The sequence below is a fragment of the Janthinobacterium lividum genome, from assembly GCF_034424625.1.
Taxonomy (GTDB): Bacteria; Pseudomonadota; Gammaproteobacteria; order Burkholderiales; family Burkholderiaceae_D; genus Janthinobacterium; species Janthinobacterium lividum.
Map to the genome: position 1 here is coordinate 1,235,698 of NZ_CP139976.1, position 16,950 is coordinate 1,252,647.

The following is a 16,950-nucleotide window of genomic DNA, read 5'->3' on the forward strand; positions in this document are numbered from 1 at the left end:
GTAATGACACAACTCACGGTGCCGGAATTTCAGCATCGCACGGTGCTGCTCGATGAAGCGGTCGATGCGCTCGACCTGTCGGGCGACCGCGCGCACGGCATTTATGTCGATGGCACGTTTGGGCGCGGCGGCCATAGCCGATTGATCTTGTCGCGCCTGGCGCCCGACGCGCGCCTGATCGGCTTCGACAAGGATTTGCAAGCCATCGCCACGGCCGAACAGATCGGCGACCCCCGCTTTGAAATCGTCCACGACAGTTTTGCCACCATGACGGCCAGCCTGGCCGAACGCGGCGTGCAGCAGGTCGATGGCATCCTGCTTGACCTGGGCATCTCGTCGCCGCAAGTCGACGACGCGGCGCGCGGTTTCAGCTTCCGCAACGACGGACCGCTGGACATGCGCATGGATACCACGCGCGGCATCTCCGCGGCCGAATGGCTGGCGGTGGAAACCGAGCAGAATTTAGAGAAAGTGATACGCGATTATGGGGAAGAACGGTTTGCTTTTCAGATTGCAAAGGCGATTGTTGCTGGCCGGGCAGTCCAGCCAATTTCAAGCACACGACAGCTTGCCGGCATCGTGGCAGGCGCCGTCAAGACCCGCGAGAAGGGTAAGGACCCCGCTACCCGCACCTTTCAGGCCATACGCATTTTCATTAACAAAGAGCTCGAGGATCTCGAGATCGGTCTGAGCCAGGCGTATGCCTGCCTGGCGCCTGGCGCGCGCATGGCCGTGATCAGTTTTCACTCGCTGGAAGACCGCATGGTCAAGCGCTTCTTCGCCTCGAAGGCGAACGTGGAGCAGCCTGACCGCCGTCTGCCGATCCGCGCGGTCGACTTGCCGCAGCCGGAAATGAAGCTGATTTCGAAGATGAAGCCGTCCGACGCCGAGATCGAGGGCAATCCGCGCTCGCGTTCGGCCGTGATGCGCGTGGCGCAGCGTTTGCCCATTCCAGTTCGTGGCGGCGCCCGATGACTGGCAAGCTGTGTGTCGTGCTGTCGGCCCTGCTGGTGTGCTGCGGCCTGTCGCTGGTGAATGCGCAGTATCAGTCGCGCCACTTGCTGATCGACCTGGAGCGCGCGCAAGCGCTGTCGCGCCAGCTCGACATCGACTGGGCGCAATTGCAGCTGGACCAGTCCACTTTGGGCAAGCATGAACGCATCGAATCGATCGCGCGGCGCGACCTGAGCATGACGCCGCTGACGGCGGCGCGTACGCAATACCTGACGGAGGGCGAATAATGAAGTTGGGCGGTAATAGCAACGGCCGGGTGGCGGCATCGAAAGGCGTGCCATTCTCGAAGAACCCCGTACTGGCGGTGCGTCTGCCCGTCTGGCGTTCGCGCGTCGTGCTGTTCCTGCTGTTCTTCGCTTTCGCCGGCCTGGGCGCGCGCGCCCTGTGGCTGCAGGGCGTATCGACGCAGTTCCTGCAAAAGCAGGGCAAGGCGCGCTATGAGCGCACCCTGGAATTGCCGGCCACGCGCGGCAAGATCACCGACCGCAATGGCCAGGTGCTCGCCTCGTCCGTCCCCGTGAAAGCCATCTGGGCCATTCCCGACGACGTGCTGCAGGCATCACCCGAAAAAATCAATGCGCTGGCCGGCCTGCTGGAAATGAATGTCAACGAATTGCGCAAGAAACTCGATTCGGACCGCGGCTTCGTTTACCTGAAACGCCAGGTCGAGATGGACGTGGCCGACAAGATTTCCAGGCTGGGCATCGACGGCATCGACGAGCGCAAGGAATACAAGCGCTTCTATCCACAGGGCGAAGTGATGACCCACGTGGTGGGCTTTACCAACGTGGAAGACGTGGGCCAGGAAAGCATGGAACTGGCGCAGCAGAAAACCCTCGTCGGCACCACCGGCAGCCGCCGCGTGATCAAGGACCGCCTGGGCCACATCGTCGAAGACATCGGCTTCATCCACGAACCGCATGACGGCAAGGACCTGACCCTGTCCGTCGACAGCAAAATCCAGTACATCGCCTTCACCCAGCTGAAGGAAGCGGTGGAGAAATTCAACGCCAAGGCTGGCGGCGCCGTGGTGCTCGACGTGCACACGGGCGAAGTGCTGGCCCTGGCCAATTACCCGAGCTACGACCCGAACGACCGCCGCAAGCTGACGGGCCAGCAGCTGCGCAACCGCGTCATGACCGATACTTTTGAGCCCGGTTCGACCCTGAAGCCGATCACGGTGTCACTGGCGCTCGACACGGGCCGCGTCAAGCCGGGCACCCTGATCGACACGGGTCCGGGCCGCTATACCATCGCCGACCGCACGATCACCGATACCAAGCCGCACGGCGTGATCAATGTCTCGGAAATCATCGAGATGTCGTCGAACATCGGCACCTCGAAAATCGCGCTGGGCATGCCGTCGCAGGAAATGTGGGAAATGTTTACCAAGGTCGGCTTCGGCCAGCAGCCGAAATGGGGCTTCCCTGGCGCCGTGGCCGGCCGCGTGCGTCCGTATAAATCGTGGCGCCCGGTGGAACAGGCCACCATGAGCTACGGTAACGGCATTTCCGTGTCGCTGATCCAGCTGGCGCGCTCTTATATGATGTTCGCGCGTGATGGCGACACGATTCCCCTGTCATTCCAGAAGGTCAATGAACTGCCCGTGGGCCAGCAAGTGATCAAGCCGAAGACGGCCGCCGAAATGCGCGCCATGCTGGAACTCGTGGTCTCCGGCGCGCACGGCTCGGCCAAGCGCGCCCAGGTTGCCGGCTACCGCGTGGGCGGCAAGACGGGTACCGCCTATAAAGTGGAAAACGGCCGCTACGCGATGCCGCGCAAATATATCGGCTCGTTCGTGGGCATGGTGCCGATGTCGGCGCCGCGCTTCATCATTGCCGTGATGATCGATGAACCGACCGGCCCCGCCCACTATGGCGGCCAGGTTGCCGCTCCCGCTTTCGCGGCGATTGCGACCAACGCGCTGCGCGCGATGAACGTACCGCCCGATTCCTCCGTTACCGAAATCGTGGTCCCGGCCAATGCCGGCCCGGAGGCCATGTGAAGTCACTCATGACCATACAAGACATCAGTTTGTGGATCAAAGCGGCTGCCCCGTCCGGGCAGCTGACGTCCGATTCGCGCCGCGTGCAGCGCGGCGACGTGTTTTTCGCCTACGCGGGCGCCACCCATTTCATCGACGCCGCCATCGAGCAGGGCGCCGCCGCCATCGTGCATGATGCCGTCGAGTGGAACGCCGCATGGGCCGTGCCGCACCTGCTGGTCAGCGACCTGAAACGCCTGGCCGGTCCCGTGGCGCATGCTTTCTACGACATGCCCGACAGCGCCATGTTCAGCGCCGGCGTGACGGGCACGAATGGCAAGACATCGTGCGCGCTGTGGCTGGCGCAAGCCCTGGCGCGCCTGGGCGAAACCTCGTCCGTCATCGGGACCTTGGGCGTGGGCTTGTGCAAGCCGCGCGGCGCCATCGAATTCGACGTCACCGGCTACACCACGCCGGACGCCGTGCTGCTGGCGCGCAAACTGGCCGCCATGCGCGACGCTGGCGCCAAGGCCGTTGCCATTGAAGTGTCGTCGATCGGTCTGGACCAGGACCGCGCGGCCGGCATGCATTTCGACGTCGCCATGTTTACCAATCTGACGCGCGACCACCTCGACTACCATGGCGACATGGCTGCCTACGAGGCGGCCAAGGTCAAGCTGTTCGACTGGCCCGGCCTGAAAACAGCCGTCATCAATCTGGACGACGCCATGGGCCTGCGCCTGGCGCGCCACGTGGACGGCAGGCTGGCCGGTGAATACCCGGTCATCGGCTACACCTTGCAGGATGCGGCCAGCTTGCCCGATCTGGCTGGCGTGCTGATGCTGCGCGCCAGCCAGTTCCGCAGCCGCCATGCCGGCACCGACTTCCACCTGGAATGCGCGCTGGGCGTGGCGCTGGTCAAGACGCAGCTGGTGGGCCACTTCAATATCAGCAACGCGCTGGCCGTGCTCGGCGCCTTGCTGGCGCACGGCATCGGCCTGCGCGCCGCCATCGACGGCATCGAATCCCTGCAGCCGGCCCCCGGCCGCATGCAGCAGGTGGGCGGCCAGGAAGCGCCGATGGTCGTCATCGATTACGCGCATACGCCGGACGCGCTGGAAAAGACCCTGGCTGCCTTGCGCCAGGTGGCGCAGGAGCGGGGCGGCCAGCTGTGGTGCGTGTTTGGTTGCGGCGGCGACCGCGATCCGGGCAAGCGTCCGCAGATGGGCGCCATCGCGCAGCTGGCCGATCACGTGCTGGTCACCAGCGACAATCCGCGCAGCGAAGATCCGCACGCCATCATCGCGCAGATCGTCGCCGGCATGCGTGCCGACGGTCCTCAGCCGCAAGCCATCGAAGACCGTGCCGGCGCCATTTTGTCGGCCATCAAGCACGCAGCCAAGCCGGACGTGATCCTGTTGGCGGGCAAGGGGCATGAGCCATACCAGGAAATCAAGGGCAAGAAACTGCCGTTCTCCGATGCCGACCATGCGCAGCTGGCCTTGTCCGCGCGCCTGACGATGATGAGGACGAACTGATGGATAGCCTGATGCACGCAAGCCTGCTTGAACTGATGCCGTCGCTGGACGGCGCGCAGCTGACGGGCGACGCATCCTTTGATGGCGTCTCCACCGACAGCCGCAGCGCCAAGGCCGGCTCGCTCTTCGTTGCCTTGCGCGGCGAGAGTTTTGATGCCCACGATTTCCTCGACCAGGTGGCTGCGCGCGGCGTCGCCGCCGTGGTGGTCGAGCGCCTGCCCGAAGGCTGGGACAGCGCCACGGTGCCCGCCATCGTGGTGGCCGATACCCTGGTGGCGCTGGGCCGCATCGCCAACCATTGGCGCGGCCGCTTCAATTTACCCGTCATCGGCGTCACCGGCAGCAATGGCAAGACCACTGTCAAGGAAATGATTGCGGCCATCCTGGCGGCGGCCTTTGGCGAAGAAGGCCGTTTGGCCACGCGCGGCAACCTGAATAATGAAATCGGCGTGCCATTGACGCTGTTCCGCCTGAGCGCCGCGCACAAGGCGGCAGTCATCGAGATGGGCATGAACCATCCGGGAGAAATCGCCCGCCTGGCCGCGATTGCCGCGCCAACCTTGGCGATGGTCAACAACGCGCAGCGCGAGCACCAGGAATTCATGCATACGGTGGAAGCGGTGGCGCGCGAGAACGGCGCCGCGCTGGCGGCCCTGGCGCATGACGGCGTGGCCGTCTTCCCGCATGATGATGAATTCACGCCCGTGTGGCGCGAATTGGCAGGCGCGCGCGCCGTCATCACCTTCGGCCTGTCGAAAGAGGCGGACGTGAGTTGCACGCACCGCGCGGCCGAGGATTTTGGCAGCGACCTGTTCGTCAGCGTGCGGGCGCAGGATGGCAGCTTGCGTCAGTTTTTTGTCGGCTTGCAGGCGGCGGGCGAACACAATGTGCGCAATGCGCTGGCGGCCGTGGCATGCGCGATTGGCGCCGGCATCGCGCCAGAACATATCAAGCAGGGCCTGGAGGCGTTTTCTCCCGTGACTGGCCGGCTGCAGAAAAAACGGGCCGCCAATGGCGCCACCATCATCGACGACACGTATAACGCCAATCCGGATTCGGCGCGCGCGGCCATCGATGTGCTGGCGCAGGCCGCGGCACCGCGCATCCTGGTGCTGGGCGAGATGGGCGAAGTCGGCACGCAGGGGCAGCAGTTCCACGAAGAGATCGGCGCCTACGCCGCCGCCAAAGGCATCGAACACGTGCTGGCGACGGGCGGACTGGCGCGCCATCTGGTGAATCCGGCGCAGGAAGCCGCCAGCCAGGAATCAGGCACGGTCGTGGAGTATTTCGAACAGTTCGACGGTTTGCTGGCGGCGCTCGATGCGCATTTGTCCGGCCGTTCGGATGCAACAGTATTGATCAAGGGCTCCCGTTTCATGAAGATGGAACGGGCCGTGCAGCATTTGATTGGTTCAAACAACAATAACAAGGAAGCTTACTAATCATGCTGCTCTGGCTCGCTCATTATTTCCAGGACGACATTGGCCCACTGCGGGTCTTTAACTTCATCACGTTCCGCGCCGTCTTCGCCACCCTGACGGCGATTTTGATCGGCCTGTGCGCCGGTCCCGCCGTGATCCGCATGCTTACGCGCATGAAGGTCGGCCAGGCCGTGCGTACGGACGGCCCGCAAACGCACCTGAAAAAACACGGCACCCCCACCATGGGCGGTGTGCTGATCCTCATCGCCATCGGCATTTCCACCTTGCTGTGGGCTGACCTGTCGAACCGCTTCATCTGGCCCGTGCTGATCGTCACCTTGGGCTTTGGCGCAGTCGGCTGGGCCGACGACTACCGCAAGGTGGTGCACCAGGATCCGGAAGGCATGCGCTCGCGCGAGAAATACTTCTGGCAGTCGCTGATCGGCATCGCCGCCGCGTTTTACCTGGCGTTTTCCGTCTCCATCTCCGAGCCCAATGCTGGCCAGGTATGGAATCTGATCTACGCCTGGGTGCAATCGGGCTTCGCCATGGACTTGCCGCCGAAGGCCGACCTGATCGTCCCGTTCTTCAAGACCATCAGCTATCCGCTGGGCGTATGGGGCTTTATCGCGCTGACCTATTGCGTCATCGTCGGCACCAGCAACGCCGTCAATTTCACCGATGGCCTTGACGGCCTGGCCATCATGCCGACCGTGATGGTGGGCACGGCCCTGGGCCTGTTCGCCTACCTGACGGGTAACGCAACGTATGCGCGCTACCTGTTCATCCCGCACATCCCGGGCGCCGGCGAACTGGTGATCTTCTGCGGCGCGCTGGCCGGTTCCGGCCTGGCCTTCCTCTGGTATAACACGCACCCCGCGAAAGTGTTCATGGGCGACGTGGGCGCGCTGGCACTGGGCGGCGCACTGGGCACCATCGCCGTCATCGTGCGCCAGGAAATCGTCCTGTTCATCATGGGCGGCATCTTCGTCGTCGAAACGCTGTCCGTGATCATCCAGGTCGTCTGGTTCAAGTACACCAAGAAGCGCTATGGCGCGGGCCGCCGCGTCTTCCTGATGGCGCCGTTGCATCACCATTTTGAACAAAAAGGCTGGAAGGAGACGCAGGTTGTCGTGCGTTTCTGGATCATCACCATGATGCTGGTGCTGCTCGGCCTGACCACCTTGAAACTGCGCTGATGATGTACGACGCTAAAACCGCACTGGTACTGGGCCTCGGCGAGTCGGGGCTGGCCATGGCCCTGTGGCTGGCCCGCAGCGGTGCCTGCGTGCGCGTGGCCGATACGCGCCAGGCGCCTGAGCGCCTCGCTGCCCTGCAGGCCGCCGTGCCGCAGGCGCAGTTCATCGCCGGCGCCTTCACGGCCGAATTGCTCGATGGCGTGGATTTCGTCGCCGTCAGCCCTGGCCTGGCGCCGTGCCGTGAACTGGCGCAGATTGCGCCTGCCGCTCTTGAGAAAAATATCCCCGTGTGGGGCGAGATCGAACTGTTCGCGCAGGCCCTGGCCGCGCTCAAGGCGGAACGCGGCTATGCGCCGAAAGTCATCGCCATCACGGGCACGAATGGCAAGACGACCGTCACCAGCCTGGTAGGCTTGCTGTGCGAACGCGCGGGCCTGGCCACGCGCGTGGCTGGCAATATCAGTCCCGCTGCGCTGGACGTGCTGCGCGAAGTGCTCGATGCGGAGCCTGCGCCGCAGCCTGTGGATGCGGAAGCTGAAGTGGCGGAACCCGTCGCCAGCACCTTGCCGCAGGCGTGGATCCTGGAATTGTCCAGCTTCCAGCTGCACACGACGTTCAGCCTGCAGGCCGACGCGGCCACGGTCCTGAATCTGTCGCAGGATCACTTGGACTGGCATGGCGACATGGCTGCCTACGCTGCCGACAAGGCGCGCATCTTCGGAGAGCAGACCGTGCGCATATTGAACCGCGACGATGCGGCCGTGATGCACATGGCCGACCCGCTGACCGAAACGATCACCTTCGGCACGGGCGAACCCGTGGAAGTGGACAGCTTTGGCCTGGTGAATGAACGGGGCATCTTCTGGCTGGCGCAAGCCGTGCCCAGCGAAGAAGTGATCGAGAAAAAACGCAGGAAGAATGATCCGGCGCCGGAACCGGTGCCAACGATGGCGAAAAAGCTAATGCCGGCCGACGCGCTGAAAATCCGCGGCCAGCACAATGCCTCGAATGCGCTGGCGGCGCTGGCCCTGTGCCGCGCCATCGGCTTGCCGTTCGCGCCGCTGCTGCACGGCTTGCGCGAATACCAGGGCGAGCCGCACCGCGTGGAACTGATCACGGCCGTCAATGAAGTCGAATACTACGACGACAGCAAGGGCACGAATGTGGGTGCGACGGTAGCCGCCCTGTTCGGCCTGGGCAAGGCGTTTGGCGGCGCGGAACAGCGCCTGGTGCTGATCGCCGGCGGCGACGGCAAGGGGCAGGACTTCTCGCCGCTGGCCGAACCCGTGTCGCGCTATGTGCGCGCCGTGGTGCTGATCGGCCGCGATGCGCCGGCCTTGCGCGCGGCCCTCGAGCCGGCGGGTGTGGACATCATCGATTGCGCCACCTTGCCGGAAGCCGTCAAGCGCGCCAGCGGCCTGGCGCTGGCCGGCGATGCCGTGTTGTTGTCGCCCGCCTGCGCGAGCCTGGACATGTTCAAGAACTATGCGCACCGCGCGCAGGTGTTTGTCGGCGCCGTGCGCGACATCGCCCTGGAAAACGGACAGGATATCTGATGGCCTTCCAACTGCCCTTCAGCTTTGGTTCCGGCTCGGCTGCCAAGCCGCTGGATAGCCGCGCGCGGCAGTCGAAGATGATGGACTATGACAAGCCGCTGGTGTGGGTCGTCCTGCTGCTCATGTTGCTGGGCATGGTGATGGTGTATTCGGCGTCGATCTCGCTGTCGGATGCGCGCAAGTTCGCCGCCTACACGAACAATTATTTTGTCGTGCGCCAGGCGCTGTTCATCGGTATTTCGATCGTCGTTGGCGCGCTGGTATTTCGCATCCCCGTCGCCACCTGGCAAAAGATGGCGCCGTGGCTGTTCATCGGCACCCTGGTGCTGCTGGTGATGGTGCTGATACCGGGCCTGGGCGTGTCGGTCAATGGCGGCCGCCGCTGGCTGAACCTGCCGGGCCTGCGGCCGCAGCCGTCCGAGCTGATGAAGGTGGTGATGGTGCTGTACGCGGCCGATTACACGGTGCGCAAGCAGGAGTACATGCACAAGCTGACCAAGGGCTTCATGCCGATGGCGCTGGCTGTCAGCTTCGTCGGCTTGCTGCTGCTGATGGAGCCCGATCTCGGCGCCTTCGGCGTGATCGTCTGCATCGCCATGGGCATCCTGTTTTTGGGCGGCGTGAACGCCATCTGGTTCGGCGGCATCGGCGCCATGCTGACGGCGATCTTCGTCACCATCATCGCCTTGTCGAAATTCCGCCGCGAGCGGTTTTTTGCGTATCTCGATCCGTGGCAGGAAGACAATGCGCTGAACAAGGCTTACCAGCTGACGCACTCGCTGATCGCCTTCGGACGCGGTGAACTATTTGGCGTGGGACTGGGCGGCAGCGTGGAAAAACTGCATTATCTGCCCGAAGCGCATACGGACTTTTTGCTGGCCGTGATCGGCGAGGAGCTGGGCCTGGTGGGCGTGCTAATCGTGATCGGCATGTTCTATTGGATTATCAAGCGGGCATTTGACATCGGCCGCCAGGCGATCGCCATCGACCAGACCTTTGCCGGCCTGACGGCGAAAGGCATCGCCATCTGGATCGGCGTGCAGACCTTCATCAACATGGGCGTGAACCTGGGCCTGCTGCCGACCAAGGGCCTGACCTTGCCCTTGATGAGTTATGGCGGCACGGGCGTACTGATTAACTGTATCGGCCTGGCGATTTTGCTGCGCATCGATTATGAAAACCGGATCCTGATGCGGGGAGGCCGGCTATGAACAGCGTGACGAACTTGAAAACGACGAAAAGACTGATGATCATGGCGGCCGGCACCGGCGGCCATATTTTCCCTGGCCTGGCGATTGCGCAGACGATGCGCGCGCGCGGCTGGGAAGTGAGCTGGCTGGGCACGACCCACGGCATGGAGCAGGAACTGGTGCCGAAAAGCGGCATTCCCATGGATGCCATCGCGTTCTCCGGCATGCGCGGCAAGGGCCTGGCGCACACGGTCAAAGGCGGCTTCAAGATGCTGGCCAGCTTTTTTGCCATCCGCCGTTTCATCGCCAGCCGCAAGCCGGACGTGGTGATGGGCATGGGCGGCTACGTCACCGTGCCGGGCGGCCTGATGGCGCGCCTGAAGGGCGTGCCGCTGGTGCTGGTCAATGCCGACGCGGCGCTGCTGCTGTCGAACAAGACCCTGGTGCCGCTGGCGCAGCAGGTGTGCTTCGGCTTTCCCGCCGATTTCGGCAGCGCCGCCGGCAAGGCAGTCGTCACGGGCAATCCCGTGCGCGCCGAGATCCTCGCCATGGCGCCGCCAGCCACGCGTTTCGCGGGCCGCAGCGGACCGTTGCGCATCCTCGTGGTGGGCGGCAGCCTGGGCGCGAAAGCGCTGAACGACAATCTTCCCGCCGCGCTGGCGCTGATGCCGGAGGGCGAACGTCCGCTGGTGACGCACCAGTCGGGCAAGAAGAATATCGACGCCTTGCATGCCGCATATGCGCAGGCGGGCGTGCAAGCCAATGTGGTCGACTTCATCGACGACATGGCCAGGGCGTATACCGAGGCCGATCTGGTGATTTGCCGTGCGGGCGCCATCACCCTGTCGGAATTGACGGCGGCCGGCGTGGCCAGCGTGCTCGTGCCGCTGGTGGCGTCGACCACCAGCCATCAGCGCGACAACGCACAATGGATGGCAAAACAAGGCGCGGCGATTCATCTGCCGCAGACGGAAATGAGTGCGGCGTCGCTGAGCACCCTGCTGGCATCGCTGAGCCGCGATACCTGCCAGCATATGGCGCAAGCGGCACTGGCAGCAGGCAAGCGCGACGCCAATGAGGCGATCGCACACGTATTGGAAAAACTGGCATGAGGTTAGCTCTGTGAAGCATAAAGTAAACAATATCCACTTTGTCGGCATTGGCGGCAGCGGCATGAGCGGCATCGCCGAAGTGCTGGTCAACCTCGGCTACAAGGTGTCGGGTTCCGACCTGGGCAGCAATGCGGCGACGCAGCGCCTGGCGAGCCTGGGCGCGACCGTCATGCTGGGCCACGCGGCCGAGAACATCGGCGACGCCGATGCGGTGGTGACGTCGGGCGCCGTCCCGCAAGACAATCCTGAAGTGGCGGCCGCGCGCGCGCGCAAGATTCCGCTGGTGCCGCGCGCCGTGATGCTCGGTGAATTGATGCGCCTGAAACGCGGTATCGCCATCGCCGGCACGCACGGCAAGACGACGACCACCAGCCTGGTCGCTTCCGTGCTGGCGCAGGGCGGTCTCGATCCGACTTTCGTCATCGGCGGCCGTCTGACCAGCGCCGGCGCGAACGCCAAGCTGGGCTCGGGCGACTACCTGGTAGCCGAAGCCGATGAATCGGATGCCTCGTTCCTGAACCTGACGCCGATGATCGAAGTGATCACGAATATCGACGCCGATCACATGGACACCTACGAGCACGATTTCGAAAAGCTCAAGCAGGCTTTCGTGCAGTTCACGCACCGCTTGCCTTTCTATGGCCGCGCCATGCTGTGCATCGACGATCCGCACGTGCGCGCCATCATCCCGTCCGTTACCAAGCCCGTCACCACCTACGGTTTCGCGGAAGACGCGCAAGTGCGCGCCATCAACGCGCGTGCCGTGGGCCTGGAAATGCATTTCACCGTGCTGCAGGAAGGCTATCCGGACCTGGACGTGGTGCTGAACCAGCCCGGCATGCACAATGTGCAGAATGCCTGCTCGGCGATCGCCATCGCGCGCGAAATCGGCATCGCCGACAGCGCCACGCAGCAAGGCCTGGCCGAGTTTTCCGGCGTGGGCCGGCGCTTCACGCGTTACGGCGACGTGGCGCTGCCGAACGGCGGCACTTTTGCGCTGGTCGACGATTTTGGCCACCATCCGGTGGAAACGGAAGTGACCCTGGCGGCCGCGCGCGCCGCCTATCCTGGCCGCCGCCTGGTGCTGGCGTTCCAGCCGCACCGCTACAGCCGTACGCGCGATCTGTTCGAGGATTTCGTGAAAGTGCTGGGCGCGCCCGACGTGCTGCTGCTGTCCGAAGTGTATGCGGCGGGCGAAGCGCCCATCGTCGCCGCCGACGGCCGCGCACTGGCGCATGCGCTGCGCGCGCGCGGCAAGATCGAACCGATTTTCGTCGAATCCATGAAAGACATGGCCGACACCATCATGAGCGTGGCGCGCGACGGCGACGTCGTGCTGACCATGGGTGCCGGCTCGATCAGCGGTATCCCGCAACAACTGACAACGTATCCATCCAACACTGTAAAGGCCTGATGTGAACCAAGCTTCAGCTATCGACGTAAAACAATTGGGCAAGGTCGGCGTCCTGTTCGGCGGCCGTTCGGCCGAGCGCGAAGTGTCGCTGATGTCCGGCGCGGGCGTGCTGGCCGCTTTGAAAAGCCATGGCGTGGATGCGCATGGCTTCGACACGGGCGAACGCAGCCTGGCCGAACTGGCCGCTGAAAAGTTTGACCGCGTCTTCATCGCGCTGCACGGCCGCTTCGGCGAAGACGGCAGCCTGCAGGGCGCGCTGGAACAGCTGGGCATCCCGTACACGGGCAGCGGCGTGATGGCCTGTTCGGTCGGCATGGACAAGGTCTATACCAAGATGATCTGGCTGATGCACGAGCTGCCGACGCCAAAGTACGCGGTGCTGGACGACGGCTCCGACCTGGCCAAGGTCGCCGCGGAACTGGGCTTGCCGCTGATCGTCAAGCCGCCGCATGAAGGTTCGAGCATCGGCATCACCACCGTCAACGAAGCATCGGCCTTCCAGGCCGCCTACGACATCGCCGCCGGTCTCGATGATTCGGTGCTGGCCGAGGAATTCATCAAGGGCCGCGAGTTCACCGTGGCGATCCTGGGCAAGGGCGCCACGGCGCGCGCGTTGCCGCCGATCGAAATCGTCGCGCCGCAAGGCAATTACGATTACCAGAACAAGTACTTCACGGACGATACCCAGTATTTCTGCCCGCCGCAGCTGGACCCGGCCATCATCGCAGAGATGGAACGCATCGCCTTGGCGGCGTACCGCGCCCTCGGCTGCGAAGGCTGGGGACGGGTCGATGTGCTCATGCGCGCGGCCGACAGCAAGCTGTTTTTGCTGGAGGTGAATACCTCGCCCGGCATGACGGGGCACTCGCTCGTGCCGATGGCGGCGCGCGCGGAAGGCACCAGCTATGAAGACCTGTGCCTGGAAATCGTCGCTGGCGCGCGTCTGAAAATGCACAAGGGACAGCGCTGATATGTGGCATGACGCTAAAAGCCTCAATACGACTGCCAACGGCTTGCTGGCCGCGGTTCTGGTCGTGTGCGTGGCCGCCGGCGTCTGGTGGGTGTCGCAGCGTCCCATGTTCAACCTGCGCACGATCAAGGTGGAAAGCGCGGACGACAAGGGCCTGCGCCACGTGAATTACCTGACCCTGCGCAGCGGCACTCTGGGCCGCATCAAGGGCAATTTCTTCACGACCAACCTGGAAAGCGTGCGCGGCGTGTTCGAATCGGTGCCCTGGGTACGCCGTGCCAGCGTGCGGCGCGAGTGGCCGAACCAGCTGATCGTGGCGCTGGAAGAACACGAAGCGCTGGGCACCTGGGGCGAGGATGGACGCCTGCTGTCGGTCAAGGGCGACGTGTTTACGGCGAATGTGGCCGAAGCCGAAGACGACCATGAGTTGCCTGCGTTTGCCGGCCCCGATGGCAGCGAAAAGGAAGTACTTGCCACTTACGTGCAGCTGGCAAAGTGGTTTGCGCCGCTGAAGATGGTGCCGGAAACCCTGTCGCTGTCGAGCCGCTATGCGTGGACGGTGAAACTGGATAACGGCATGAGCGTGGCACTGGGACGCGAGCAGAATCACACGACCCTGAAAGCGCGGGTCGACCGGCTGGTGGGCATTTACCCGCAGCTGGCGAGCCGGCTGGAAAATATCGACACGATCGATATGCGCTACCAGAATGGCCTGGCGCTCAGTTCCGCCGGCCTGGTGATACCGGCCGAAGGCAAGGATGGAAAGCCAGTCATGAAGAAGAAAAACAGCAGTCCGATTAAAAAACCGACTTAACCCAATAATTTTAATTTATAGCCCATACAGTAGGCGACAGAAATGACAAAAGACGCGAAAAACCTGATCGTCGGCCTCGACATCGGCACCTCGAAAGTGGTGGCGGTGGTAGCCGAAGTGATGTCCGACGGGCGCCACGAAGTGATCGGGCTGGGCCAGCACGAATCGAAGGGCCTGAAAAAAGGCGTGGTGGTCAATATCGAGGCCACGGTGGAGTCCATCCAGCGCGCGCTGGAAGAGGCCGAGCTGATGGCCGACTGCAAGATCCGCAATGTCTACGCGGGCATCGCGGGCAGCCATATCCGCAGCTTCAATTCCAGCGGCATGGTGGCCATCAAGGACAAGGAAGTGACGGCGACCGACGTGGCGCGCGTCATCGAGACGGCAAAAGCGGTTAACATTCCGACCGATCAGCAATTGCTGCACACGGTGCCGCAAGAGTTCATCGTCGACAGCCAGGAAGATGTGCGCGAGCCTATCGGCATGAGCGGCATCCGCCTGGAGGTGAAGGTGCATATCGTCACCGGCGCCGTGTCGGCGGTGCAGAACATCGTCAAGTGCGTGCGCCGCTGCGGCCTGGAAGTGTCGGACCTGATCCTGCAGCCGATGGCGTCCGCCGACGCGGTGCTCACGCCCGACGAGAAGGAACTGGGCGTGGTACTGATCGACATCGGTGGCGGCACGACCGATGTGGCGGTATTTTCCGATGGCGCGATCCGCCATACGGCAGTCATCCCCATCGCCGGCGACCAGATCACCAACGACATCGCCATGGCCTTGCGCACCCCGACCGCGGAAGCGGAAGAAATCAAGATCCGCTATGGCGTGGCCAAGCAGGTCCTGGCCGACCCCGGCGAATCGCTGGAAGTGCCTGGCCTGGGCGACCGCGGCCCGCGCAATCTGTCGCGCCAGGCGCTGGCGGCAGTGATCGAGCCGCGCGTCGAGGAGCTGTTCGCCATGGTGCACCAGGTGGTGCGTGAATCCGGTTATGAAGGCGTGCTGTCGTCGGGCATCGTGCTCACGGGCGGCACCTCCATCATGCCCGGCATGGTGGAAATGGCGGAAGATATTTTCCTGAAACCGGCGCGCCTGGGCACGCCCGAGTATCGGGGACAGCTGGCCGACGTGGTGCGCAGTCCGCGCTATGCCACGGTATTGGGCCTGCTGCTGGAAGCGAAGAAGCAATACCTGCGCGGCCACATCGTGACGCGTCAGGACGGCTCGGTGAAGGCAGTCTGGCAGCGCATGAAGGAATGGTTTTTAGGGAATTTTTAAGGGCGTACTTCAGGCCCGGCAGGACAGGTTTTTTGGCAGCATCGCAGGTACACACACATAACTTTATTTTATATTTAACCGCAGTTTTCAATCTCCAGTTCTCCTACCAATATGAGGCCTGGCGCTTGGAAACCGCATCTGATAGGAGCACATCATGGAGTTCGATATGGTCGATAACACAGCTTTAGGTACCGTCATCAAGGTCGTCGGCGTCGGCGGTGCGGGTGGCAATGCAGTCCAACACATGATCAACAAAGGCATGTCGGGCGTGGAGTTCATTGCCGCCAACACCGACGCACAGGCCCTGTCGACATCGAAGGCCCACAACATCATCCAGATCGGCGATACCGGTCTGGGCGCCGGCATGAAGCCTGCCGTCGGCCGCCAGCTGGCGGAAGAATCGCGCGCGCGCATCGCCGATTCGCTGCGCGGCGCACACATGGTCTTCATCGCTGCCGGCATGGGCGGCGGCACGGGCACGGGCGCCGCTCCTATCGTGGCCGAAGTGGCCAAGGAACTGGGCGCGCTGACGGTGGCCGTGGTCTCCAAGCCATTTTCGTACGAAGGCCAGAAGTGCATGGACATCGCCGACGAAGGCCTGGAGCAGCTGTCCCTGCACGTCGATTCGCTGATCATCATCCTCAATGAAAAGCTGGAAGAGATCTACGAAGACGAAAGCATGCTGGAATGGATGCAGCACGCCGATGATGTGCTCAACAACGCGGTGGCTGGCATTGCCGAGATCATCAACGTGCCTGGCCATATCAACGTCGACTTCAACGACGTGAAAACCATCATGGGCGAGCAGGGCAAGGCCATGATGGGCACGGCGACGGCTTCCGGCGTCGACCGCGCGCGCATCGCCGCCGAACAGGCTGTCGCTTCGCCGCTGTTGGATGGCATCGATCTGTCCGGCGCGCGCGGCGTGCTGGTCAACGTCACGGCCAGCCGTGGTTTGAAAGGTAAAGAGATCAAGGAAGTCATGGCTGCCGTGCGCGCGTTTGCCGCGCCGGACGCGTCGATCGCGCAAGGTATCGCCTACGACGACGCCATGGGCGACGACATCCGCGTTACCGTGGTGGCCACGGGCCTGGGCCGCGCCAAGAAAAACATCCAGCTGGTACCGCAGCAAGTGCTGCGCACCGGCACCCACAACAGCCCGTTGACCCCGTCGGCTGCCATGGGTAGCGCGCAAGCGGCGACGACGACGGTTGGCGTGGCCACGCCGGCTGCCGGTTTCGACGGCATGAAGGCGCCGGCGGTATGGCGTCGCGAATCGGCTTCCGAGCAAGTGCGCGCGATGGAAAAGAATGGCATGGAGACGTACGACATTCCCGCCTTCCTGCGTAAGCAAGCTGACTAAGGTGGTTTGATGTATGCACGGATGACGGCGGCCTGAGGGCCGCCGTTTTTTTTTGCCGTTTTTTGATTTTTGGCTTTGCCTTTCCGGCCATTTTCTGCAC

At 63.4% G+C, this 16,950-nt stretch carries 14 protein-coding genes; all 14 read left to right on the forward strand.

Features of this window, described 5'->3' with window-relative positions; all coding sequences use genetic code 11:
* Positions 1 to 3: 3 nt before the first annotated feature.
* A complete protein-coding gene (rsmH, locus tag U0004_RS05605; protein WP_070258850.1) occupies positions 4 to 975 on the forward strand; it encodes a 16S rRNA (cytosine(1402)-N(4))-methyltransferase RsmH in 972 nt (323 codons plus the stop codon).
* Positions 972 to 1,241 carry a cell division protein FtsL gene (gene ftsL / locus U0004_RS05610; RefSeq protein ID WP_034748894.1) on the forward strand — a complete coding sequence of 90 codons (270 nt, stop codon included), beginning with the start codon at positions 972 to 974 and terminating at the stop codon, positions 1,239 to 1,241. The genes rsmH and ftsL overlap by 4 nt, the downstream gene beginning before the upstream one ends.
* The gene (locus U0004_RS05615; RefSeq protein ID WP_070258852.1) at positions 1,241 to 3,019 is read left to right on the forward strand and encodes a peptidoglycan D,D-transpeptidase FtsI family protein; all 1,779 of its coding nucleotides are present in this window, start codon (positions 1,241 to 1,243) and stop codon (positions 3,017 to 3,019) included. Before ftsL ends, U0004_RS05615 begins: the two co-directional genes overlap by 1 nt.
* Positions 3,020 to 3,027: 8 nt before the next feature.
* Positions 3,028 to 4,536 (forward strand): UDP-N-acetylmuramoyl-L-alanyl-D-glutamate--2,6-diaminopimelate ligase, encoded by a 1,509-nt coding sequence (locus tag U0004_RS05620; RefSeq protein ID WP_070258854.1) that lies wholly within the window; start codon positions 3,028 to 3,030, stop codon positions 4,534 to 4,536.
* An 11-nt stretch (positions 4,537 to 4,547) separates the two neighbouring features.
* Positions 4,548 to 5,978, forward strand: coding sequence for a UDP-N-acetylmuramoyl-tripeptide--D-alanyl-D-alanine ligase (locus U0004_RS05625; protein ID WP_070258930.1), 1,431 nt, complete (start codon positions 4,548 to 4,550; stop codon positions 5,976 to 5,978).
* Positions 5,979 to 5,980: 2 nt separating this feature from the next.
* The gene (gene mraY, locus U0004_RS05630; RefSeq protein ID WP_034784967.1) at positions 5,981 to 7,156 is read left to right on the forward strand and encodes a phospho-N-acetylmuramoyl-pentapeptide-transferase; all 1,176 of its coding nucleotides are present in this window, start codon (positions 5,981 to 5,983) and stop codon (positions 7,154 to 7,156) included.
* Positions 7,156 to 8,712, forward strand: coding sequence for a UDP-N-acetylmuramoyl-L-alanine--D-glutamate ligase (murD, locus tag U0004_RS05635; RefSeq protein WP_070258856.1), 1,557 nt, complete (start codon positions 7,156 to 7,158; stop codon positions 8,710 to 8,712). The genes mraY and murD overlap by 1 nt, the downstream gene beginning before the upstream one ends.
* A complete protein-coding gene (gene ftsW / locus U0004_RS05640; RefSeq protein WP_034784970.1) occupies positions 8,712 to 9,923 on the forward strand; it encodes a putative lipid II flippase FtsW in 1,212 nt (403 codons plus the stop codon). The genes murD and ftsW overlap by 1 nt, the downstream gene beginning before the upstream one ends.
* A complete protein-coding gene (gene murG / locus U0004_RS05645) occupies positions 9,920 to 11,014 on the forward strand; it encodes an undecaprenyldiphospho-muramoylpentapeptide beta-N-acetylglucosaminyltransferase (RefSeq protein WP_071653277.1) in 1,095 nt (364 codons plus the stop codon). The genes ftsW and murG overlap by 4 nt, the downstream gene beginning before the upstream one ends.
* A gap of 10 nt (positions 11,015 to 11,024) precedes the next feature.
* The gene (gene murC / locus U0004_RS05650) at positions 11,025 to 12,428 is read left to right on the forward strand and encodes a UDP-N-acetylmuramate--L-alanine ligase (RefSeq protein ID WP_034784971.1); all 1,404 of its coding nucleotides are present in this window, start codon (positions 11,025 to 11,027) and stop codon (positions 12,426 to 12,428) included.
* 1 nt (position 12,429) lies between these two features.
* Positions 12,430 to 13,398 (forward strand): D-alanine--D-alanine ligase, encoded by a 969-nt coding sequence (locus tag U0004_RS05655; RefSeq protein WP_070258858.1) that lies wholly within the window; start codon positions 12,430 to 12,432, stop codon positions 13,396 to 13,398.
* A gap of 1 nt (position 13,399) precedes the next feature.
* A complete protein-coding gene (locus U0004_RS05660) occupies positions 13,400 to 14,212 on the forward strand; it encodes a cell division protein FtsQ/DivIB (protein ID WP_070258860.1) in 813 nt (270 codons plus the stop codon).
* A gap of 42 nt (positions 14,213 to 14,254) precedes the next feature.
* Positions 14,255 to 15,487 carry a cell division protein FtsA gene (gene ftsA / locus U0004_RS05665; RefSeq protein ID WP_010394955.1) on the forward strand — a complete coding sequence of 411 codons (1,233 nt, stop codon included), beginning with the start codon at positions 14,255 to 14,257 and terminating at the stop codon, positions 15,485 to 15,487.
* A gap of 154 nt (positions 15,488 to 15,641) precedes the next feature.
* Complete coding sequence (gene ftsZ / locus U0004_RS05670) at positions 15,642 to 16,850, forward strand: cell division protein FtsZ (RefSeq protein ID WP_034784974.1); 1,209 nt, start codon at positions 15,642 to 15,644, stop codon at positions 16,848 to 16,850.
* The last annotated feature ends 100 nt before the right edge of the window (positions 16,851 to 16,950 follow it).

Excerpts from the sequence above, each read along its gene's own strand:
- rsmH (WP_070258850.1), top strand. The coding sequence starts at position 4 with ATGACACAACTCACGGTGCCGGAATTTCAGCATCGCACGGTGCTGCTC.
- U0004_RS05660 (WP_070258860.1), top strand. The coding sequence starts at position 13,400 with ATGTGGCATGACGCTAAAAGCCTCAATACGACTGCCAACGGCTTGCTG.
- U0004_RS05625 (WP_070258930.1), top strand. The coding sequence starts at position 4,548 with ATGCACGCAAGCCTGCTTGAACTGATGCCGTCGCTGGACGGCGCGCAG.
- ftsZ (WP_034784974.1), top strand. The coding sequence starts at position 15,642 with ATGGAGTTCGATATGGTCGATAACACAGCTTTAGGTACCGTCATCAAG.
- U0004_RS05615 (WP_070258852.1), top strand. The coding sequence starts at position 1,241 with ATGAAGTTGGGCGGTAATAGCAACGGCCGGGTGGCGGCATCGAAAGGC.
- ftsL (WP_034748894.1), top strand. The coding sequence starts at position 972 with ATGACTGGCAAGCTGTGTGTCGTGCTGTCGGCCCTGCTGGTGTGCTGC.
- ftsA (WP_010394955.1), top strand. The coding sequence starts at position 14,255 with ATGACAAAAGACGCGAAAAACCTGATCGTCGGCCTCGACATCGGCACC.
- murG (WP_071653277.1), top strand. The coding sequence starts at position 9,920 with ATGAACAGCGTGACGAACTTGAAAACGACGAAAAGACTGATGATCATG.
- U0004_RS05620 (WP_070258854.1), top strand. The coding sequence starts at position 3,028 with ATGACCATACAAGACATCAGTTTGTGGATCAAAGCGGCTGCCCCGTCC.
- mraY (WP_034784967.1), top strand. The coding sequence starts at position 5,981 with ATGCTGCTCTGGCTCGCTCATTATTTCCAGGACGACATTGGCCCACTG.
- murD (WP_070258856.1), top strand. The coding sequence starts at position 7,156 with ATGATGTACGACGCTAAAACCGCACTGGTACTGGGCCTCGGCGAGTCG.
- ftsW (WP_034784970.1), top strand. The coding sequence starts at position 8,712 with ATGGCCTTCCAACTGCCCTTCAGCTTTGGTTCCGGCTCGGCTGCCAAG.